The sequence below is a fragment of the Hydrogenophaga sp. genome (assembly GCF_022844385.1).
Lineage (GTDB): Bacteria > Pseudomonadota > Gammaproteobacteria > Burkholderiales > Burkholderiaceae_C > Hydrogenophaga.
The window spans coordinates 1-19,577 of record NZ_JALHLX010000055.1; the positions used below are offsets into that span (position 1 = coordinate 1).

Sequence of the window (19,577 nt, forward strand, 5' to 3'; positions counted from 1 at the left end):
CGGTGGGAATATGGAAGGCGACAGAAACGAAAAAGCCCGGTCGAAACCGGGCTAAGTCGTTGATCTATATGGGGTGGCTGATGGGGCTCGAACCCACGACAACAGGAATCACAATCCTGGACTCTACCAACTGAGCTACAGCCACCGCAAGCCGCAGATTATAGCTCGAAGTGTCGAACTCCCAGCTCGATCGGCGGTGGGAATACTCAGCGGGTGGCCACCGCAGCGGCGGTGGGCTCGGCCACCAGGATCTTGGCCTTGAATCGTTCCTTGAGCGTCTCGTAGTAGGCCAGGCTCTCCGCGGTGGCCCACCACTGGCTGTATTGCTGCACTTCCTGATCCAGTGCCTGCGCTTCGCGCGTTTCGCGCGGCAGCACCTTCTCGACCTTCACAACCGCATAGCCCTCGGCGCCGAGCGGCACGCCCACCCAGGCGGGCAGGCTCTTGGGATCGGCGCTGAGCGCTGCCACCAGCACAGTCTGGGGAAGGCCTTGCGGGTTCTCGCGCGAGACGGTCTGGACGGCGGACAGCCCTGTGGCTGCGCCACCAGCCTTCCAGGCCTGCAATTGTTTGTCGCCCTCTTCGCGCGCGAGCTCGGCGGAGCGCTGCGCCACCAGGCGAACCCGCACGGATTCGCGCACTTCGTCCAGCGGACGCGTGCGGGCCGGTGAATGTTTCACCACGCGCGCCGACACCAGCTGGTTGGAACCGGTTTCGATGGCTTCGGTGTTGCGCTTCTGGTCAACCGCATCGGGCGCGAACACCGCGGCCAGCAGCCGCTCGTTGGCCAGCACGCCACTGGCGGCGGTCTGGGGTTGGCGTTGCACGCCCTGGGCGGTGCGAATCTCCAGTTTGAGGCGGTCTGCCGCTGGTTTGAGGCTGTCGGCCTGCTCGTACACGAGGTTGCTGAAGGTCTCTGCGGCCTCCGCAAACTGTTTCTGCGCCTGCTGCTGCCTGAGTTCGGCTTCGATCTCGGGCTTCATGGCCTCAAAGCTGCGCTGCGGCGGGCTCTTGATGTCGGTGAGCTGGATGATGTGAAAGCCGAACTCGGTCTCCACCAGATCGGAGATGCCGCCCTTCGGCAGGGCGTACACCACGTCCTCGAACGGCTTGACCATGGCGCCGCGCGAAAAGAAGTCGAGGTCACCGCCATTGACGGCCGAGCCGGGGTCTTGTGAGTTCGCCTTGGCCACCTCGGCAAAACCCGACGGGTTCTTGCGCACCTGCTCCAGCAAGGCGGCGGCCTTGACGCGAACGGCCTCCTTGTCGGCTGCGGGCGCGCCGGCAGGCACGGTCAGCAGGATGTGGCTGGCGCGGCGCTCTTCGGTGCCGGCCAGTCGCCCGGCGTTCTGGTCGTAGTAGGCGCGGACGTCGGCTTCGTTGAGTGCGAGCGATGCCTGCAAGGCACTGGCGTCGAGCACCAGGTACTCGATGTCGGCTTGCTCGGGCGCCTGGAACAGCGGCCCGTTGGCGTTGTAGAAGGCTTCGACTTCGGCATCGGTCGGCTTCACCCGAGCCGCAAAGTCGGTGGCGTTGAAGCGGGCCACCTGCACGTCGCGGCGCTCGAAGAACGCGTTGAGTGAAACATTGGCCAGGCCTGCAGTGGCAAAGCCCGAACCCACGATGGCCTGCGACACCTGGCGCTGCGACAAATCGGCGCGCACGCGGGCTTCGAACATTTCGGGCGTCATGTTCTGGCGGGCCACCAGCACGCGGTAGGCATCCACATCCAGCGAGCCATCGGGCTTGCGCAGGGCCGCAATGGCTTCGTTCTGCTGGAGTTCACGGGCCAGGCGTTGGTCGCTGGTGAACAAGTTCAGCTTCTGTGCCGCGGTGGCCAGCACGCGGTCGCGCACCAGGCGCTCCAGAGTGGCGTAACGCGCTTCAGGGCTGTCGAGCAGACGTGCATCCAGCGTGGGCATGGCTTCACGCAGGCGCTGCGATTCGATCTGGTGCGCCTGATCCCATTCGGCTTGGGTTACGTCTTCGCCATTGACGGTTGCCACGGCTTCGCCCGTTCCATCGAAACGGGTGTACCCCTCGATGCCGAACAGCACGAACGAAGGAATGATCAGGATCATCAAGAAGCCCATGAGGTACTTCTTGTGGTTGCGGATGGTATCGAACATGCCTGGAACCCTGCTGCTTCAAATGGATTGAAAAGTGTTGCCGGTGCCGGCAACAAAAAAGGCGAACCCGGGTTCGCCTTTTTGATGGTGGTGGGTGCTGACGGGGTCGAACCGCCGACCTACTCCGTGTAAAGGAGCCGCTCTGCCAACTGAGCTAAGCACCCCACCGGGAAAGGGGCGTCACCTTCAGTTCAGCGCGTCTTTGAGGGCCTTGCCCGGACGGAACTTCGGCACCTTGGCGGCCTTGATTTTAATCTCTTCGCCGGTGCGGGGGTTGCGGCCCTTGCGGGCGGGGCGCTTGGTCACGGCAAACGAGCCAAAGCCCACGAGCGACACAGTGCCGCCTTTCTTGAGCGTGGTGCGAATGGCGGTGATGGTCGAGTCGAGTGCGCGTGTGGCGGCTGCCTTGGAGATGTCGGCATTCTTGGCGATGTGCTCGACGAGTTCTGTTTTGTTCACAAATGGCCCCTCTTGAAATGAGATGAGTTGTTCCGAAGGTACAAAGCTTGTCCTGGAACGGCGCGGTTGGCTGCCGTGGGACTGGTTCTGTTGATCGCTGGACGCGGTGATGACCACGACGCGCGAAAAGTGATTAGACCCATGGGCTGCAACCCCTGTCAATACACGAGGGTCGCGCGCCCAACCCCGACGGCACAAGAGGCAGGATTCTAGACGCTTTCAACAGCGCCGACGACGCGCGGAGCGCCCCGGATCAACCCTTGATCACCTGCGCAATCGCGCGTCCCACATCGGAGGTGCTCGCTGTACCACCCAGGTCGGCCGTGCGAGGTGCGCCACTGCCAGGTTGCAACACCGCTTCGATGGCGTTCATCACCGCATCGTGCGCCGCACGGTATCCCAGAAAGTCGAGCATCAAAGCGCCGCACCAGATCTGACCAATCGGATTCGCAATGCCCTTGCCTGCGATGTCCGGCGCCGATCCATGTACGGGCTCGAACAGAGACGGATGTTGGCGCGTGGGATTGAGGTTGGCGCTGGGGGCAATGCCGATGGTGCCGGTGCAGGCTGGCCCGAGGTCGGACAGGATGTCGCCGAACAGGTTGCTGCCCACCACCACGTCGAAGAAGTCGGGGCGCTGCACGAAGTGCGCGGTGAGGATGTCGATGTGGAACTTGTCCACCCGCACATCCGGATACTCCTTGGCCATCTCGGCCACGCGCTCGTCCCAGTACGGCATGGTGATCGCGATGCCGTTGCTCTTGGTGGCACTGGTCAGGTGCTTCTTGGGGCGGGAGCGCGCGGTCTCAAACGCATAGCGCAACACGCGGTCCACACCGATGCGCGACATCACGGTTTCCTGCATCACGATCTCGCGCTCGGTACCCGGGTACATGCGCCCCCCGATGCTGGAGTACTCGCCTTCCGTGTTCTCGCGCACGATCACCATGTCGATCTCGCCGGGCGCGCGCGCGCTGCCGTCGCGCCGTACCACCGGTGCAATCACGCCGGGCATGAGGCGCGCAGGCCGCACGTTGACGTATTGATCGAACTCGCGACGGAACAGCAGCAGCGAGCCCCAGAGCGAGATGTGATCAGGCACCTTGTCGGGCCAGCCGACCGCACCAAAGTAGATCGCCTCGTGACCACCGATCTGGTCTTTCCAGTCGTCGGGCAGCATCTTGCCGTGGCGCTCGAAGTAGTCGCAGCTGGAAAAGTCAAAGTGGTCGAAGTGCAAGTCGATCCCGAACTTCGTGGCAACGGTCTCCAGAACGCGGATGCCCTCGGGCATGACTTCGGTTCCGATGCCGTCTCCGGCGATGACGGCGATGCGGTGTTGACTCATGGATGCTCCTGGTGATCGATCTTGGAAGCTTGTCAGCATAGCCGGCCTTGCAGCAATAATCCGGCAATTGATTCGTTCCAAAAAGGAAACAATTGGACCGTCCCGATCTTGAGCTTGTCCTCGCCGTGCGCCAGCAAGGCAGCCTGGTGATGGCGGCACGCGCGCTGCGCGTGGCGCCCTCGGCCGTGACCAAACGTCTGGCTGCGCTGGAGGCGGCTCTGGGCCTGCGCCTGTTCCAGCGCACCACCCGGCGCGTGAGCCCCACGGCCGAAGGTGATGCGCTGTGCGAGCACGCTGTGCACTTGCTGCGCGCGTTCGACGAAGTGGAGGCCGAGCTGCGCGAGCGCCAGGCCGAGCCGGCCGGGCCAATCCGCATGGCGGCCACCTTCGGTTTCGGTCGTCTCTGGGTCGGGCCGGCCTTGGCCGCATTCCAGGCATTGCACCCCGGCGTGCAAGTGCAACTGCAGCTCACCGAACAACTGCCCGACCTCGCGGTGGAGGGGTTTGACGGCGCCATCTGGCTCTGGAACGCGCCGAGCGAGCGCGCGGCGGAATGGGTGTCGCGCCGGCTCGCCGGCAACCAGCGGGTGTTGGTGGCCGCACCCGACTACGTGCAGCGACACGGTTCACCGGTCTCCCTGCAGGAGCTTGAGAAGCATGCCTGTCTGGTGGTGCGCGAAAACGGCGGCGGACCAGGTCAACGCTTTGACCATTGGCGCCTGCAGCGTTCGGGTGATGCGCAGGTGAAACACGTGCCGGTGAACGGACCACTCTCCAGCAACTCGGGCGAGATGGTGCGCGACTGGTGCCTGGCCGGCCACGGCATCATGCTGCGCAGCCTGTGGGACGTCGCCCCCCAGCTGGACAGTGGCGACCTGCTGCGGGTGTTGCCCGATCACGCCATGCCGGACGCCGACATCCACTGGCTCGCGCCCTACCGGCCCCAGACGCCGCGGCGCATTCGCCTGCTGGTGGACTTTCTGGTCGAGCGCTTCCGCCACGAACCATGGAAGCCCGTGCGCCCACGCAGGTCCAAGCACCCTGGCAAGCCGCGCTGACGCTGTTCTGCGGCCGTGACCGTATGGCCTGACAGCCCCTGTGTTCCTAGACTGAATCGCGTTCATCGACCTTGCGCGCTGCGCCCGGTCGATGACGCCATCGCCCCATTTCAGGATCACACATTCACAGGAGAACCGCATGAAAAAGCAGGACTATCTCAACCTCGTCACCGACTTCTACAAGTCGGTCGGCCTCTCGGACTTGAAGCCGGACGACATGGCGAACCACGTCGACGTTGAAGGCCACACCGTCGGTGTGCTGTTCGACGAAGCGCAGGCCCCCGACACCCTGTTCCTCTACGTCGATCTGGGCGCCGCGTCGCTGGACATTGAACGCCAGTTGCTCTGGGCCAATGCCGCCTTGCCAGCCCAGGCCGACGGCCTGGGCTGTTTCTGCAAGTGGAAAGACAGTGGCACCGTGAGCTACCGGGCGCACCTGCATGTGGGCGCCACGCCCATGAAGGGCCCCGACCTGGCCACCGCCATCGTGCGCACGGTGGCGGTGGCCAAGACCCAGTTGCAACTGGCCACGCAGTGACGGTCAATGGCAACAGGAGCACACCATGTACAGAAATCCCCACATCGAGAAGATCATTGAAGCCTCCAAGCTCACGAACTACACCAAGGAAAAGTTCGTGCGCCCGGTCAGACCGGTGACGTCCGCGCGCTACATCCACATACGCCAGAAGCCCACGAGGAAGGAGATCGACCAAGCCGGCTCCGTCACCGCCTTTTTCCCGGGCCACGTGGACCTGGTCTTTTCACGGGCAGAGACCACCATCGCGAAGTCCCTCGTCGGCCCGGACACCAAGGACCACCCCAATCTGTCGAAGGTACTCGCAGACCTGGGTCTGGACGCCCATCTGACCCTGGGGCATGCCCCGGAATTGAAGCATGCTGAAAGCCTCCAACGCACCTTCAAGACGCTGAGCAGCATGGGCGTGGATTACCACAACATTGAATACAAGGCGCAGCCGTGGTACGCCGACTACTTCGCCATCAAAGGCAAGACCGTCGAGGAGCGCGACCTCGGCGAACTTCGCCCGGCCCACGTGGCCCTTCTGCTGCAGATCGCCAACGAACAGTTGCGGCGCAACTACTCCCTGGGCGGCGCGTCCAAGGCTCCGCCGGACGCCCTGTGGACGATCGACGAATTCACGCAGTTCTTCACCACAGGTGTTGCGCCCGCCGGCGCGGACAACTGTTGCGACTTCATCGCCCGCTGCCTGGCGGCCCTGGCCCGCTATGAAGCACCCGACACCCCCGGCCTGCAGGCATTCCTGTACCAGCTCGGATTCGTGAAACAACCGCAAGACCTGGTTGAACTGGCGGTCGCCAACTTCAAGCGGGGCAGCGACGGTTTTCTCTCGTTTGCTGCCCCCCCGTACAAACCAGCAGAGTCAGCGACACCGGGTGCCGGGAAACAACCGCCGGCGCCAGCGCGCGAACTGACGGCGGAAGAAGAGGCGTGGGGATCCCTGCTCGGCGACAGCCAGTCCACCCAGGACGAACTGAACAAAGACAAGCTGGCCGCCTTTCGCAAGTCGTCCAACCACGCCCCGTTCGCCAAAGCCTTCGGTGGCCATTCCGAGGTTTTCGACGCGATCGCAAAAGCCCTGCACGAGGACGATTCCATCTTCGACGACCTCTTTGCGTCGCCCAAGGATCTGGCCTGGGGCAGCCACTGGTTCAAGGCGTTGGGCGAACGGCTGTCCCAGTGCACGGGACGCCAGGGCGTGGCCGCCGTGATGTACCACAAGGACACCTACCCGGGCCGTATCACACATGTGTCTGCCATCGGTTTTTCCACCTCAGGCCGGGTGTCCATCTCGCACCACGAGTCCATCCCTTTTGGCGCCAAGCCCGTCATGGAAGATGGACTGGCCATCGGCACCGCAGGCATTCCCGCCTGCAGCTACAACACGGTCGATCTGCACAACCGCGTGCAGAACCGATCGGGCGCGACTGGCTTGAGACGCGACGAATGCCCCATCGTCAAGTCCTACGCCGCCTCGGGGCCGCCCATGGCGACATTCACTGTGCTCGACGACTTCGATGCGTTCGAGGCGTTCAACGTGCAGCTCGCGGCGCAGGGGCAGAGCCCGCTCGGGCGCCAATGGCTCTACGGAGTGGACCCGAACCAGAAGCTGGCCGAACTGGCCGCTTCCGTCAAGACCGGGAAGCTGCACCTCACGCCCCTGAAGCTGGCCATGTTGCGCAGCGACCGTGCCATGGCGCTGCATCCCAAGTTGCCACCACCGGGCGCCCACGGCGAGTTCAGCCCGGGTGTCTACACCAACAACTGCGCCCGCCTGACGCTGCGTGCGCTGCTGGCGGGGCGCGCTCAGGCCCTGCAAGGTGTGACCCACCATGAAGAGATGGACTTGCGCGAGGTGGCCGCCATTCTGCTGAACAGTGGCCTCATGCCCAACACCGACCCCTTGGTGCTCGACCGCATGCTCCGCGGTGGCTTCATCTACAACAAGGAGAAACAAAGCGTGGAGCGCCATGCCGCGTCGTTCCTGGCACTGGGGCAACTGAGCGGCTGGTCGAACGCCGCACCGGGAACGCCGGGCACCTATCCACCCGATGTGGACCGCTACCCGCCCAAAGACCCGGCCGCCGACGCCAAGGCACGCCAGGACGGCGATGCCCGGCTGGCGCAGGCCATCCAGAAAAACGAGCAGACCTTCATCGACATGCTCGGCCCCAAACCGACACCATTGCCCTCGCCCGCGTGGGTGGTGCACGAACTGTCCCCCGAAGCGGACAAGGCGTTGATCGAAGCACACGTAACCGCCCTGAGCGACGAGGATCGTTACCTGCGCTTTGGTGAAAAGGCGCTCGACCGGGTCTTGCAACGAATTTTCGCTCCACCGCTCACAGCCATACACTTCGGCGTCTTTGACCCGACCGGCAAGACCATGGTGGGACTCGGCCTGATGTGCTTCCCGGTGGGCAAGGACGGGCCAGCGGTGGATGTGGGCTTCAGCGTGGTGCCGGCCCAGCGCCGCAAGGGCGTGGCCAAACTGGCGATGCAGTGGGCCATGTGCCGGGCGCGCAACCGCGGCATGCGGCTGCTGGTGGCGCAGTACGACACCGAAAACCAGGGCTCGCCGAAACTGCTGGCCTCCATCGGCAACCCGGTCACGACCGGCAGGTACCCCGGCACGCTGATCATTGAAATGGCATTGCCGGAAGCCGATGGCGCCAGCCATCTGCTGGAGGCCACGCACCTGCACCTCAGTTCGGCCTGGGCCAAAAAGTAGCCCGACGGGTTCGCAGCAAACGCGCGGCGCGCCTTCAGCGCGCCGCGCGCACCACCAGGCTCACTCCGAAGGCGGTGAGCGCGGTGCCCGCCAGGGTGACGGCGGTGATGGGCTCTGCAAACAGCACCCACGCGATCAACGCGGTGCACGGCGGCACCAGGTACATCAGGCTGGTGACACTGGCCGCCGCGCCGCGCTGGATCAGCATGTACAGCAGCGAACTGCCGCCCAAAGTGAGGCCCAGCACCGACCACGCCATGGCCCCCATCAGCTGGCCATTCCATTGCATGGCCTCGACCTCCAGCAGGGTCAGCGGCAGCGTGACCAGCAAGGCAGCGAGCAGTTGCACCGCATTGGCGGTGCGCACATCGCACGCCGCGACAAAGCGCTTCTGGTAGAGCGTTCCGATCGTGATGGAGAACAGCGCCATGAGCGCCATGGACAGGTTGAACCAGGTGGCCTGATCGCCCGGGCCACCCGCGCCAAACTTGCGCGACACCACCAACACCAGGCCGGCAAAGCCCAGCACCAGACCGAGCCATTGGCGCTTGCTCACCTTCGAGCCAGTTCCCGAGAGCCAGATGGCCGTGAGCACCGGCTGCAGGCCGACGATGAGCGAAGACAGCCCCGATCCCATGCCCGCCTTGACCGCGACCCAGACGCCGCCCAGGTAACCCGCGTGCATGAAAACACCCGTGACCGCGAGGTGAAGCCACTGCGTGCGGGTGGTCGGCCACTTCACACCGGCCAGCAAAATCCAGGGTAGGAAACAGGCAATGGACAACGCGTAGCGCACCGCCAGAAACTTCATGGGTGGCGCATAGGGCATGCCGTAGCGCGCCACGATGAAGCCGGTGCTCCAGATCAACACGAACACCCAGGGCATGGCGCGCAGCCACGCGTTGTCTTGCGTCGGGGATTGCATCGCCAAAGCCTCAGCGCGACTTGGCGCGGATCTCGGGAATGGCCTTCTGCAGGTAATACACCATCGACCAGACCGTCAGGATCGCCGAGATCCAGATCAGCCAGGTGCCCCAGAGATGGGTGTCGATCAGCTTGAACAGGTTGCCGTCGAACAGCAGGAACGGAATGGCCACCATCTGCACGGTGGTCTTGACCTTGCCGATCATGTGCACGGCCACGCTTTTGGTCGCGCCGATGATGGCCATCCACTCGCGCAGCGACGAGATGGCGATTTCACGGCCAATGATGATGAGCGCGACGAACACGTCGGCGCGGTCCAGGTGCACCAGCACCAGCAGCGCCGCACACACCAGAAACTTGTCGGCCACCGGATCGAGAAAGGCGCCGAAGGCCGAGGTCTGGTTGAGCTTGCGGGCCAGGTAACCGTCGGCCCAGTCGGTCAGCGCGAACACGACAAACATGACCGTGGCGGTCAGGTTCTGCTGCGCCACGCTCAAGTTTTCCAGATAGAACACCCCCACGATCAGCGGGATGGCCACGATACGTGCCCAGGTGAGCAGGGTGGGGAGGTTGAAAAACATGGCGCGATTATGCGGGCTGGGTCCCAGGGCCCAAATGGGTTGCCATTCGCAGGCCTTGAACCCGCCGGGCGCTCCGGCTTGGCTGCCGACCAGGATCAGGCTCGCGGACTTTCTCACGGAGACACCGACTTCCTGCTGTCTTTCTCGCTCAACAACGAATTCCAAACAACTACCTGAAAGAGAATTGACTCCATCAAATGAGTCCTTTGGAATCCAATTTGAAACCGCCCGCGCACCGCGGAACTCGAACCCGAAAAGGAGCCGGACCATGCAGACCACGCACCACCTTCAAGCCCCGCAACTCACCGGACAGGCCAATCGAATCAGCGAGGCATTCGGCGCGGCCGTGTGGCTCTGGATGCAAGTGCCCCGCCACCGGCAACTCACCATCAAGAACCTGGACAAGCGCCTGCTGGAGCCGATCCGGCAAGGTCAGTATGTGCTGGTCTGCACCGGCCAACACAACAACCAGCGCGACCCGGTGGCCTTGCTGCTCTACGCCTGCCTGAACGCCCCGGCCGAGAGCCGGTACATCAAGGACCCCACAGCCCCCTTGGCGAGCGCCGACTGGCGCAGCGGCGACCGGCTCTGGCTGATCGATTGGGTCTCACCGTTCGGTCAATCGCTGCAGTTGCGCCACCGCATGCTGGAACTGTTCGCACGCCAGACCGCACGCAGCCTGCAACGGCACCCACAATGGAACGCGAGCCAGGTCAAGACCTGGCTGGGCGACACCTGCTCGGGTGACGCGGCGCGGGCCTGGTGGGCGGAACGCCCGATCCTGAGCGGCCCCAGAAGCACGCCGTCGCTCCCCAGCGCCTCGCACTGGGAGCCCACCGTACCGGCCGAACTGCTTCACCATGGTGTGCAGGGCAGTGCGTTCACCTGAACACCGGGATCAGTGCAGGGCTCGGTAGATCACATCGGCCAGCTCGGCCGAAATGCCCTCTACGGTGCAGAGATCGTCGACGCTGGCTGAAGCCACGCCACGCACACCCCCAAAGCGCTGCAGCAGACGCGCCCGCTTTTTCGGGCCCACACCCGGGATGTCTTCGAGTTTGCTGCCGCCGGTGCGCACCTTGGCGCGCTGGGCGCGCATGCCGGTGATGGCAAAGCGGTGGGCCTCGTCGCGGATCTGCGCCACCAGCATCAGCGCAGCCGAGTCGTGGCCGAGGTAGACCTTCTCGCGACCGTCGGCAAACACGAGCTCTTCCAGGCCGACCTTGCGGCCCTCGCCCTTCTCCACACCCACGATCAGAGAGAGGTCCAGCCCGAGTTGCTCGAAAACCTCACGCGCCATGCTCACCTGCCCTTTGCCGCCGTCAATCAGCACCAGGTCGGGCATGCGCGGGCCGGTGATGGATTCGGCTGTGGGCTCGGCAGACAAAGCATCCGAAGCGTCCTGATCAGTACTCCGATCGTCCTGAGCCTGTCGAAGGGCAGGCTCAGCCCGAACGGTGGGGTCTGGAGGCGGCGCGTCATCGGAGCGCAGCGCCTCGGCGATCTTGCCGTAGCGCCGCAGCAGCACCTGTTTCATCGCCGCGTAGTCGTCGCCGCCGGTGATTCCTTCGATCTTGTAGCGGCGGTACTGGCTGTTCTGCATCTTGTGGCCTTCGAACACCACACACGAGGCCTGGGTCGATTCACCGGCCGTGTGCGAGATGTCGAAACATTCGATGCGCAGGGTGTCGAGCTGGTCGTCGGGCAGCTGCAGCGCGTCGGCCAGCGCGCGGGTGCGCGCCTGCTGGCTGCCCTCTTCGGCCAGCAATCGGGCCAGCGCGATGTCGGCGTTTTTCTGCGCCATCTCCAGCCAGATGCGGCGGTGCTCGCGCGGGTTGTGCACCGCGTTCACCTTGTTGCCCGTTTGCTCGGAGAGCGCATCCAGCAGCGGCCGACCCACTGCGTGGCTGGTCACCAGGATCTGCGGCATGGCAATGCCCAGGTAGTGCTGGGCGATGAACGCCTCGAGCACCTGTACGGCCACGCGTTCGGCTGGATCACCTGGGGGCGCATCGCCTTCTTCGGAAAGCGCGTTGTCGATCGCGGTGGCGTCGTCCACATGCGCAGGAAAGTACGGCCGGTCGCCCAGGTGGCGCCCGCCGCGCACCATGGCCAGGTTCACGCAGGCGCGACCGCCGTGCACCTTGACCGCGAGCACGTCCACGTCCTTGTCGGACAGGTTGTCCATGGTCTGCTGGTGCAGCACGCGCGAGAGCGCGGTCATCTGGTTGCGCAGCTCGGCGGCCTGTTCAAACTCGAGTTTTTCGGCATGCGCCAGCATGCGCTGCTCCAGCGCATCGAGCACGGCCTGCGTCTCGCCGCGCAAGAATCGCTCGGCGTCCTGCACGTCGCGCGCGTAGTCCTCGCTGTCGACCAGGTCCACGCAGGGGCCGCTGCAGCGCTTGATCTGGTACAGCAGGCAGGGCCGCGTGCGGTTGGCAAACACCGTGTCTTCACAGGTGCGCAGGCGAAACACCTTCTGCAGCAGCGTGATGGATTCCTTGACCGCCCAGGCGCTGGGGTAAGGCCCGTAATAGCTGTGGCGCCGGTCCACCACGCCGCGGTAATAGGCCATGCGTGGAAACGCGAGCGAGGGCACCGGCATCTTTGCCGAAGTGCGGAAGGTCTCACGCGTGCCGGTGATCTTGAGGTAGGGGTAACTTTTGTCGTCGCGGAACAGGATGTTGAACCTGGGGTTCAACGTCTTGATGAGGTTGTTTTCCAGCAGCAGGGCCTCGGCCTCGGAGCGCACCACCGTGGTCTCCATGCGCGCGATCTTGCTGATCATGTGGCCAATGCGCGTGCCGTCGTGGCTCTTCTGGAAGTAGCTCGACACGCGCTTCTTCAGGTTGCGCGCCTTGCCCACGTAGAGCAGCTGGCCCTGGGCATCGAAATAGCGGTAGACGCCGGGCAGCCCGGGGAGTGCTGCCACATCGCTGAGCAGTTGATCGGAATGGCTGGCTGGGATGGGCGTGCTGGACATGGCCGCGTATTGTGCGCGGCCTGAAAAGCCTTGCCGCGACAATGGCGGCCATGCGTTGGGACATTTTCTGCAGGGTGATCGACAACTTCGGCGACGTGGGCGTGTGCTGGCGGCTCTCGGCCGAGCTCGCGCGGCGCGGCGAACACGTGCGCCTGTGGCTCGACGATCCGCAGGCCCTGGACTGGATGGCACCCGGCGCGCTTGACGGCCGGGTGGAAGGCATCGAGGTGCTGCACTGGACCATGCCACTGCCCGCCGGCCAACCGGCCAGCCTGCCCCTGGCCGACGTATGGATCGAAGCCTTTGGCTGCGAGCCCCCGCCCGAATGCATCGACGACCTGGCCACGCGGCTGGCCGGCGGTGCACGCCCGCCGGTGTGGATCAACCTCGAATACCTCAGCGCCGAACCCTATGTGGAGCGCTCGCACCGCCTGCCCTCGCCGGTCATGAGCGGGCCGCTGCGTGGCTTGACCAAATGGTTTTTCTACCCTGGTTTCACGGAACGCACCGGCGGCCTGCTGCGCGAGCCCGACCTGCTGCAGCGCCGGGCCGCGTTCGACGCCGACGTCTGGCTGCAGGGGCTGGGCGTGCCGACCTCGGCGCCCCGGGCCAGCCTGTTCTGCTACGAGCCGGCCGTCCTGCCCGAGGTGCTGCGGCAGGCGGCGCGGGTGCCCTGGCAATGGCTGGTCACTCCTGGGCGCGCCTGGCGGGCTGCGCAGGCCGCACCGGCGGGCCAGTTGCACCCCCTGCCCTTGCTGACCCAGCCCGCGTTCGACCACCTGCTCTGGGCCTGCGATCTCAACTTCGTGCGCGGCGAAGACTCGCTGGTGCGCGCGCTCTGGGCTGGCCAGCCCTTCGTCTGGCAGATCTACCCGCAGCACGACAACGCGCACCACACCAAGCTGGAAGCCTTCCTGGACTGGCTTCAAGCCCCCGCCTCGCTTCGCGTGTTTCACCGGATCTGGAACGGAATCGGCAGCGCCGCCCCAGTGTGGCCCGACACCGCAGAGTTGGGCGAATGGCGCGCGTGCGTGCAAGCCGCTCGGCAGCGCCTGCTGGCCCAGACCGACCTGGCCACGCAGCTGAGCGGCTTCGTCCGGGGGAAGCGATGAGGGAAAAGGCGATAAAATTCGAGGCTTTGCAGAAATCCGGCCCGGGCAACACGCCGGTCACCGCTTCCGCCAGCTGTCTGCCTCGCCGCACAGATCGCAGCCATCAGCTCAGTTCCCGGGTGTCCAGCCCACGCCGGGAGCACGCGGCCCAACCGTTGGAACCCTTATGAAAATCGCTCAAGAACTCCGCGCCGGCAACGTCATCATGCACGGCAAGGACCCGATGATCGTCCTGAAAACCGAATACAGCCGCGGTGGCCGTGGTGCCGCCACCGTGCGCCTGAAGCTCAAGGCCCTGCTCAACAACATGGCCACCGAAGTCGTTTGCAAGGCCGACGACAAGATGGACCAGATCATCCTGGACAAGAAGGAGTGCACCTACTCCTACTTCGCCGATCCGATGTACGTGTGCATGGACGCCGACTTCAACCAGTACGAGGTGGAAGCCGAGAACATGGGTGACGCACTGAATTACCTCGAAGACGGCATGACCGTGGAAGTGGTGTTCTACGACGGCAAGGCCATCTCGGTCGAACTGCCCACCAGCGTCGAGCGCGTGATCACCTGGACCGAACCCGCTGTGAAGGGCGACACGTCCGGCAAGGTGCTCAAGCCCGCCAAGATCGCCACCGGTTTTGAAGTGTCGGTACCGCTCTTCGTGGCACAAGACGACAAGATCGAGATCGACACCCGCACCGGCGAGTACCGCAAACGGGTCTGATCACACGCTGACCGTCCGGTTCAAGAGGCTCCTGCGGGAGCCTCTTTCGTTTGCACTCAACACCCCGCGCCATGGACCTGATCGCCCGCATCACCGACGTCATCATCCCGGTCTTCCTGATCGTGGCCATCGGCTACGGCTACGCGCGCCGCAGCGTGCCCGACATGTCGGTGTTCAACCGCATTGCACTCGACGTGCTGGCGCCGCTGCTGGTGTACTCGGCGCTGGCCTCGCGCGATTTCCGCATGGCCGACCACACCGCGCTGCTGATCGGCGGCACGGTGCTCATCCTGCTCAGTGGTCTGCTGGCCTGGCCGCTGGCCAAGGCCTTCGGCGCACAGCCGCGCACGCTGGTGCCGGTGGTCATGTTCAACAACTGCGGCAACATGGGCCTGCCGCTGGCCCTGCTGGCCTTCGGTCCGGCCAACTTCGGCGCGGCGGTGGCGCTGTTTTCGGTGAGCAACCTGCTGCATTTTTCGCTGGGCGCGCGCATCACCAGCCGCCTGGCGCGCACGCGCGACCTGCTCACCAGCCCGCTCATGATCGGCACCGCGCTGGGCTTCATCAGCGCGCTCACCGACGTCCGCCCGCCCGACGTGGTGCTCTCCGGTCTGAAGCTGCTGGGCGACGCGCTGCTGCCCATGATGCTGTTCGCGCTGGGTGTGCGGCTCACCGCCCTCACCCGCTCGGGTCTCGCGCTGGGTTTGCTCGGCGCTTTGGCGCGGCCCGTCATCGGGCTGGCCATCGGCATTCCGCTGGCCTGGGCGCTCGGCCTGGAAGGTGCGGCACGCGGCCAGCTGCTGCTCTTTGCCGCACTGCCTCCGGCCGTGATGCAGTTCATGCTGGCCGAGCGCTACCACCAGGAACCCGACAAGGTCGGCGCCATGATCATGCTGGGCAATGCGCTGGCCATCCTGTTCGTGCCGCTGGCCCTGGCGCTCGGGCTGTAGTCACACAGACAGCGCACACTGACGATTCAAGGAGCCTCCCATGGAAACCAAACAAAACCTCAACGAACGCCGCCTGGCCGATGCCTGGGCCGAGCTGCAAACCCAAGCCAACGAAGGCAACCCCCTGCACGCCGACGCCTACCGCCTGGCCTTTGCCGACCCCGAATTCCTGCTGCGCCGCGAAACGCGCGGCATCCGCTTTCAGCTGGAGATGCTCAAGCCCGACCTGGCGCAGCGCGACGCCGGCATCGAAAACACCGTGGTGGTTTTCGGCAGCGCGCGCTTTCGCGAAGCCAGCGAAGCGCAAGAGATGCTGGTGCGCGCCGAACGCAGCGGCGAGGCAGCGGACATCGCAAGGGCCAAAGCCATGGTGCGCAACGCGCCCTACTACGACCACGCCCGTGAATTCGCCCGCACCGTGGCGCGCTACAGCGCCAGCTGCCCCAAGGCCGACCAGCTCTTCATCTGCACCGGTGGCGGCCCCGGCATCATGGAAGCGGCCAGCCGCGGCGCGCACGACGAAGGCGCGCTCAACGTGGGCCTGAACATCGCACTCCCGCACGAGCAGGCGGCCAACCCGTATGTGTCACCCGAGCTGAGTTTCAAGTTCCACTACTTCGCGCTGCGCAAGATGCATTTCATGATGCGCGCCAAGGCCCTGCTCGCCTTCCCCGGCGGCTTCGGCACGCTCGACGAGCTGTTCGAGGTGATCACGCTGGTGCAGTGCAAGAAGGCCAAGCCGGTGCCGATCCTGCTGTTCGGCTCCGACTACTGGAAGCGCCTGATCAACCTCGATGTGCTGGTGGAAGAAGGCGCGATCTCCCCCGACGATCTGGAGCTGTTCCAGTACGTGGACGATCCACAGACCGCATGGGATCACATCGTGCGGTTCTACGACCTGAAGACGTAAACGCTCACCTGCTTCGCGCGCCACTCACCCGTCCAGAACGCGCGGAACCGGCTTTGCCGGGCCGCAGGCGTTGTCCCCCTGTCAGGGGGAAGCCGCGTCAGCGGCGCAGGGGGTTCACTCCACTGTCCAGCCGCCTCCAAGGGCTTTGTACAAAGCCACCTGGTTCTGCTGCTGCGCCAATCGCGTCTGCGCCAGCGCCTGCTGCGTCGTGAACAGCGAACGCTGAGCGTCCAGCACGTCCAGAAAACTCGACACGCCGTTGCGGTAACGCAGCTCGGCCAACCGGAAACGTTCGGCCTCGGCCGTGGCCTGCACCTGCTGGGCCGTGAGCTGGTCGCCCAGTGTGGCGCTGCCGGCCAGGGCATCGGCCACTTCGCGGAACGCGCTCTGGATCGCTTTTTCGTACTGTGCCAGCGCGATGTCGCGCGCGGCCTTGGCCGAGCCGAGGTTGGCGTTGTTGCGGCCCGCATCGAAGATCGGCAACAGCGCCTGTGGCGCGAGCGTGAAGCCCCACGAGCCGCTTTCAAACAAACCCGAAAGACTGCTGCTGGCCGTGCCCGCGCTGGCGGTGAGCGAGATGCGCGGGAAGAATGCCGCGCGGGCCGCGCCGATGTTGGCGTTGGCCGCAATCAGCTGCTGCTCGGCCTGGCGGATGTCCGGGCGGCGCGTGAGCAGGTCGGACGGCAGGCCGGCCGGCACCTCGCGCAGCATCGCCGCAGCAGGCACAGGCGCCACGGGAACAGCCACCGCACCGTTGGCCGTGACGGCCTCGGGCATCGTGGGTGGCGCGGGCAGCAGCGCGGCCGGTGGCGCCTGCCCCACCAGCAGCGTGAGCGCATTCAGGTCGAGCGCGCGCGCCCTGCGCTGCTGGGCCAGTGCCGATTGCGCCGCAGCGGTCAGCGACTCGGCCTGGCGCAGGTCCAGTGCGGAGGTCGCGCCGTTGTCGAAGCGCAGCTTGCTCAGGCGCAGCGAGTCCTGCCGGGTGGCCGCGGTGCGCTCGATCAAGGCCAGCAGCTCGTTGCTGGTCTGCAGGCTCAGCCAGGTGCTGGCCACAGCCGCCACCAGGCTGGTTTGCGCGGCATTGCGGGCTTCTTCGCTGGCAAGGTACTGGGCCAGTGCCGCTTCTTTGAGGCTGCCGATGCGGCCGAAGAAATCGATCTCCCAACTGCTCAGGGCCAGGCCCACGCTGTAGGTGTTGGCGATGCCGCCACTGCCATCGGGCTGGCGGTTGCCGGCGGCCGCCAGGCCCACCGAGGGGAACTGGTCGGCGCGGCGGATTTGGACCTGCGCACGCACCTGCTCGATGTTGAGCGTGGCCACGCGCAGGTCGCGGTTGTTGGCCAGCGCCAGCGAGATCAGGTCACGCAGGCGCTCGTCGCCCACGAACTCCCGCCAGCCCATGTTGTCGGTCTGCGCAGCCACGGGGGCAATTTGATCGGGGAACGTGGCGGCCACGGGGGCTGCCGGGCGCTCGTACTTGGGCGTGAAAGAACAACCGGACAGCGCCAGCACCGCCAGGCTCAGGGCTCCAATGCGAAAGTGGGTCATTTCAATGCACTCCATGCTGTGCGGCCTGTTCGGCGTCGCGGCGGTGCTGGCGTTCGCTGCCTTTGAACAGCGTACGCACCACCACAAAAAAGATCGGCACAAACACCACCGCCAGCACCGTGCCGGTGAGCATGCCGCCGATCACGCCGGTGCCGATGGCGCGTTGGCTGGCCGAGCCTGCGCCAGAGGCCAGGGCCAGTGGCAACACACCCAGCGTGAAGGCCAGCGAGGTCATGACGATGGGGCGGAAACGCAGGTGGGCCGCAGCCAGCGCGGACTCGATCACGCCCTTGCCCTGCGCCTGCAGGTCTTTCGCAAACTCGATGATCAGGATCGCGTTTTTCGCCGACAAGCCAATGATGGTGATCAGCCCCACCTGGAAGTACACGTCGTTGGAGTACCCCCGCAGCAAGGTGGCGAGCAACACACCGATCACACCCAGCGGCACCACCAGGATCACCGACAGCGGAATGGTCCAGCTCTCGTACAGCGCGGCCAGGCACAGGAACACGGCCAGGATGGCGAAGGCGTACAGGATGATGGCCTGCGAGCCGGCGAGCTTTTCCTCGCGCGTCTGGCCGGTCCACTCGTAGCCGATGCCCTGCGGCAACTGGGCCGCGAGCCGTTCCATCTCGGCAATGGCGGCACCCGTGCTGGCGCCGGGCGCCGCACTGCCGCTGATGCGCATGGACGGGTAGCCGTTGTAGCGCACGGTCTGCATCGGGCCGGTGATCCACTTGGTGGTGGCGAACGCCGACAGCGGCACGGCCTGCGCCTTGTTGTTCACCACGTTCAGCCGCAGCAGATCATCGGGCTGCATGCGGGCCGGCGCATCGGCCTGCACCACCACACGCTGCAAACGACCGGCGTTGGGGAAGTCGTTCACATAACTCGAACCCAATGCAGTACCAATGGCGGCGTTGATCGCATCGAATCCCACGCCCAGCGCGTTGGCCTTGTCGCGGTCGATGTCGATCTGCAGCTGGGGCGCGTCTTCAAGGCCATCCGGGCGCACCTGGGCGAGCACCTTGCTTTGCGATGCCAGACCGAGCAACTGCCCGCGTGCGCTGAGCAGGGCCTCGCGCCCCAAGCCTGCACGGTCTTGCAAACGGAAGCTGAAGCCCGACGAAGAACCCAGTTCCGGAATGGGTGGCGGACTCAGCGGGAAGATGAAGGCGTCCCGCACGCCCGAAAGCGCGCCAAAGGCACGACCCGCCACGGCCTCGGCCGAGCTGTTGGGGCCCGTTCGCTCCTTCCAGTCCTTGAGCGTGATGAAGGCCAGCGCGGCGTTCTGACCCTGGCCGGAGAAACTGAAACCCAGCACCCCAACCATGCTCTGCACTTCGGGTTGTTTGAGGATGAAGCCTTCCACCTGCTTGATCACCTCAAGCGTGCGCTCTTGGGTAGCGCCAGGGGGCAGTTGCACGTTGACCAGCATCGTGCCCTGGTCTTCACCGGGCAGGAACGAAGTGGGCAGGCGCATGTAGACCACCACCGCCGCAGCGACGATGGCCAGGTAGATCACCAGCGTGCGGCCAGCGCGCGGCAGCAGCTTGGCCACACCCCCTTCGTAGCCCTTGGCGGTGCG

16 protein-coding genes and 2 tRNA genes are annotated in these 19,577 nt (G+C 65.3%); 8 read left to right on the forward strand and 10 right to left on the reverse strand.

The features are described from left to right. Positions 1 to 69: 69 nt before the first annotated feature. The 5 genes from Q0C59_RS10930 to Q0C59_RS10950 form a co-directional block, all read right to left on the reverse strand. Positions 70 to 145, reverse strand: a tRNA-His gene (locus Q0C59_RS10930). Positions 146 to 206: 61 nt separating this feature from the next. Continuing rightward, the gene (locus tag Q0C59_RS10935; RefSeq protein ID WP_291215175.1) at positions 207 to 2,129 is read right to left on the reverse strand and encodes a SurA N-terminal domain-containing protein; all 1,923 of its coding nucleotides are present in this window, start codon (positions 2,127 to 2,129) and stop codon (positions 207 to 209) included. A gap of 88 nt (positions 2,130 to 2,217) precedes the next feature. Beyond that, positions 2,218 to 2,293: transfer RNA gene (locus tag Q0C59_RS10940), tRNA-Val, on the reverse strand. A 22-nt stretch (positions 2,294 to 2,315) separates the two neighbouring features. Continuing rightward, positions 2,316 to 2,588, reverse strand: a complete 273-nt coding sequence (locus tag Q0C59_RS10945) for an HU family DNA-binding protein (RefSeq protein WP_291215209.1) — start codon at positions 2,586 to 2,588, stop codon at positions 2,316 to 2,318. A gap of 253 nt (positions 2,589 to 2,841) precedes the next feature. Then, a complete protein-coding gene (locus tag Q0C59_RS10950; protein ID WP_291215177.1) occupies positions 2,842 to 3,933 on the reverse strand; it encodes a tartrate dehydrogenase in 1,092 nt (363 codons plus the stop codon). A 92-nt stretch (positions 3,934 to 4,025) separates the two neighbouring features. On the opposite strand from Q0C59_RS10950, the gene Q0C59_RS10955 reads away from it, so the two are divergent. The 3 genes from Q0C59_RS10955 (at position 4,026) to Q0C59_RS10965 (ending at position 8,260) form a co-directional block, all read left to right on the forward strand. Next, positions 4,026 to 4,991 (forward strand): LysR substrate-binding domain-containing protein, encoded by a 966-nt coding sequence (locus Q0C59_RS10955; protein ID WP_291215179.1) that lies wholly within the window; start codon positions 4,026 to 4,028, stop codon positions 4,989 to 4,991. Between the two features lie 139 nt (positions 4,992 to 5,130). Then, entirely contained in the window at positions 5,131 to 5,529 is a 399-nt protein-coding gene (locus tag Q0C59_RS10960; protein ID WP_291215181.1) for a hypothetical protein, read from the forward strand. A gap of 25 nt (positions 5,530 to 5,554) precedes the next feature. Beyond that, entirely contained in the window at positions 5,555 to 8,260 is a 2,706-nt protein-coding gene (locus tag Q0C59_RS10965; RefSeq protein WP_291215184.1) for a GNAT family N-acetyltransferase, read from the forward strand. 34 nt (positions 8,261 to 8,294) lie between these two features. On the opposite strand, the gene Q0C59_RS10970 is transcribed toward Q0C59_RS10965, so the two are convergent. Further along, positions 8,295 to 9,185, reverse strand: coding sequence for a DMT family transporter (locus Q0C59_RS10970; protein ID WP_291215186.1), 891 nt, complete (start codon positions 9,183 to 9,185; stop codon positions 8,295 to 8,297). 10 nt (positions 9,186 to 9,195) lie between these two features. Beyond that, positions 9,196 to 9,765, reverse strand: coding sequence for a CDP-diacylglycerol--glycerol-3-phosphate 3-phosphatidyltransferase (gene pgsA / locus Q0C59_RS10975; RefSeq protein ID WP_291215189.1), 570 nt, complete (start codon positions 9,763 to 9,765; stop codon positions 9,196 to 9,198). A 268-nt stretch (positions 9,766 to 10,033) separates the two neighbouring features. Here pgsA and Q0C59_RS10980 point away from each other — a divergent pair, with 268 nt between their 5' ends. Next, positions 10,034 to 10,654 (forward strand): toxin-activating lysine-acyltransferase, encoded by a 621-nt coding sequence (locus tag Q0C59_RS10980; protein WP_291215192.1) that lies wholly within the window; start codon positions 10,034 to 10,036, stop codon positions 10,652 to 10,654. 9 nt (positions 10,655 to 10,663) lie between these two features. Here the strand turns inward: Q0C59_RS10980 and uvrC are convergent, their stop codons facing one another. Beyond that, positions 10,664 to 12,748 (reverse strand): excinuclease ABC subunit UvrC, encoded by a 2,085-nt coding sequence (gene uvrC / locus Q0C59_RS10985; RefSeq protein ID WP_407066554.1) that lies wholly within the window; start codon positions 12,746 to 12,748, stop codon positions 10,664 to 10,666. Positions 12,749 to 12,798: 50 nt separating this feature from the next. Here uvrC and earP point away from each other — a divergent pair, with 50 nt between their 5' ends. The 4 genes from earP (at position 12,799) to Q0C59_RS11005 (ending at position 16,441) form a co-directional block, all read left to right on the forward strand. After that, positions 12,799 to 13,860: an elongation factor P maturation arginine rhamnosyltransferase EarP gene (earP, locus tag Q0C59_RS10990; protein WP_407066555.1), complete on the forward strand. Its 1,062-nt coding sequence runs from the start codon at positions 12,799 to 12,801 to the stop codon at positions 13,858 to 13,860. Between the two features lie 166 nt (positions 13,861 to 14,026). After that, a complete protein-coding gene (efp, locus tag Q0C59_RS10995; protein ID WP_069046854.1) occupies positions 14,027 to 14,581 on the forward strand; it encodes an elongation factor P in 555 nt (184 codons plus the stop codon). Positions 14,582 to 14,652: 71 nt separating this feature from the next. Continuing rightward, positions 14,653 to 15,531 (forward strand): AEC family transporter, encoded by an 879-nt coding sequence (locus tag Q0C59_RS11000; RefSeq protein ID WP_291215200.1) that lies wholly within the window; start codon positions 14,653 to 14,655, stop codon positions 15,529 to 15,531. 40 nt (positions 15,532 to 15,571) lie between these two features. Then, a complete protein-coding gene (locus Q0C59_RS11005; protein ID WP_291215202.1) occupies positions 15,572 to 16,441 on the forward strand; it encodes a TIGR00730 family Rossman fold protein in 870 nt (289 codons plus the stop codon). Positions 16,442 to 16,555: 114 nt separating this feature from the next. Here Q0C59_RS11005 and Q0C59_RS11010 read toward each other — a convergent pair whose 3' ends face one another. Both Q0C59_RS11010 and Q0C59_RS11015 read right to left on the reverse strand, forming a co-directional pair. Further along, a complete protein-coding gene (locus Q0C59_RS11010) occupies positions 16,556 to 17,989 on the reverse strand; it encodes an efflux transporter outer membrane subunit (RefSeq protein ID WP_291215203.1) in 1,434 nt (477 codons plus the stop codon). A 1-nt stretch (position 17,990) separates the two neighbouring features. Then, positions 17,991 to 19,577: efflux RND transporter permease subunit (locus Q0C59_RS11015; protein WP_291215206.1), on the reverse strand; the 1,587-nt coding region annotated here is incomplete at its 5' end.

Bases quoted from the DNA above. Each gene is read 5' to 3' on its own strand.
- Q0C59_RS10935 (WP_291215175.1), bottom strand. From the start codon at position 2,129: ATGTTCGATACCATCCGCAACCACAAGAAGTACCTCATGGGCTTCTTG.
- Q0C59_RS10950 (WP_291215177.1), bottom strand. From the start codon at position 3,933: ATGAGTCAACACCGCATCGCCGTCATCGCCGGAGACGGCATCGGAACC.
- Q0C59_RS10960 (WP_291215181.1), top strand. From the start codon at position 5,131: ATGAAAAAGCAGGACTATCTCAACCTCGTCACCGACTTCTACAAGTCG.
- Q0C59_RS10965 (WP_291215184.1), top strand. From the start codon at position 5,555: ATGTACAGAAATCCCCACATCGAGAAGATCATTGAAGCCTCCAAGCTC.
- Q0C59_RS10970 (WP_291215186.1), bottom strand. From the start codon at position 9,185: ATGCAATCCCCGACGCAAGACAACGCGTGGCTGCGCGCCATGCCCTGG.
- pgsA (WP_291215189.1), bottom strand. From the start codon at position 9,765: ATGTTTTTCAACCTCCCCACCCTGCTCACCTGGGCACGTATCGTGGCC.
- Q0C59_RS10980 (WP_291215192.1), top strand. From the start codon at position 10,034: ATGCAGACCACGCACCACCTTCAAGCCCCGCAACTCACCGGACAGGCC.
- uvrC (WP_407066554.1), bottom strand. From the start codon at position 12,748: ATGTCCAGCACGCCCATCCCAGCCAGCCATTCCGATCAACTGCTCAGC.
- earP (WP_407066555.1), top strand. From the start codon at position 12,799: ATGCGTTGGGACATTTTCTGCAGGGTGATCGACAACTTCGGCGACGTG.
- efp (WP_069046854.1), top strand. From the start codon at position 14,027: ATGAAAATCGCTCAAGAACTCCGCGCCGGCAACGTCATCATGCACGGC.
- Q0C59_RS11000 (WP_291215200.1), top strand. From the start codon at position 14,653: ATGGACCTGATCGCCCGCATCACCGACGTCATCATCCCGGTCTTCCTG.
- Q0C59_RS11005 (WP_291215202.1), top strand. From the start codon at position 15,572: ATGGAAACCAAACAAAACCTCAACGAACGCCGCCTGGCCGATGCCTGG.
- Q0C59_RS11010 (WP_291215203.1), bottom strand. From the start codon at position 17,989: ATGACCCACTTTCGCATTGGAGCCCTGAGCCTGGCGGTGCTGGCGCTG.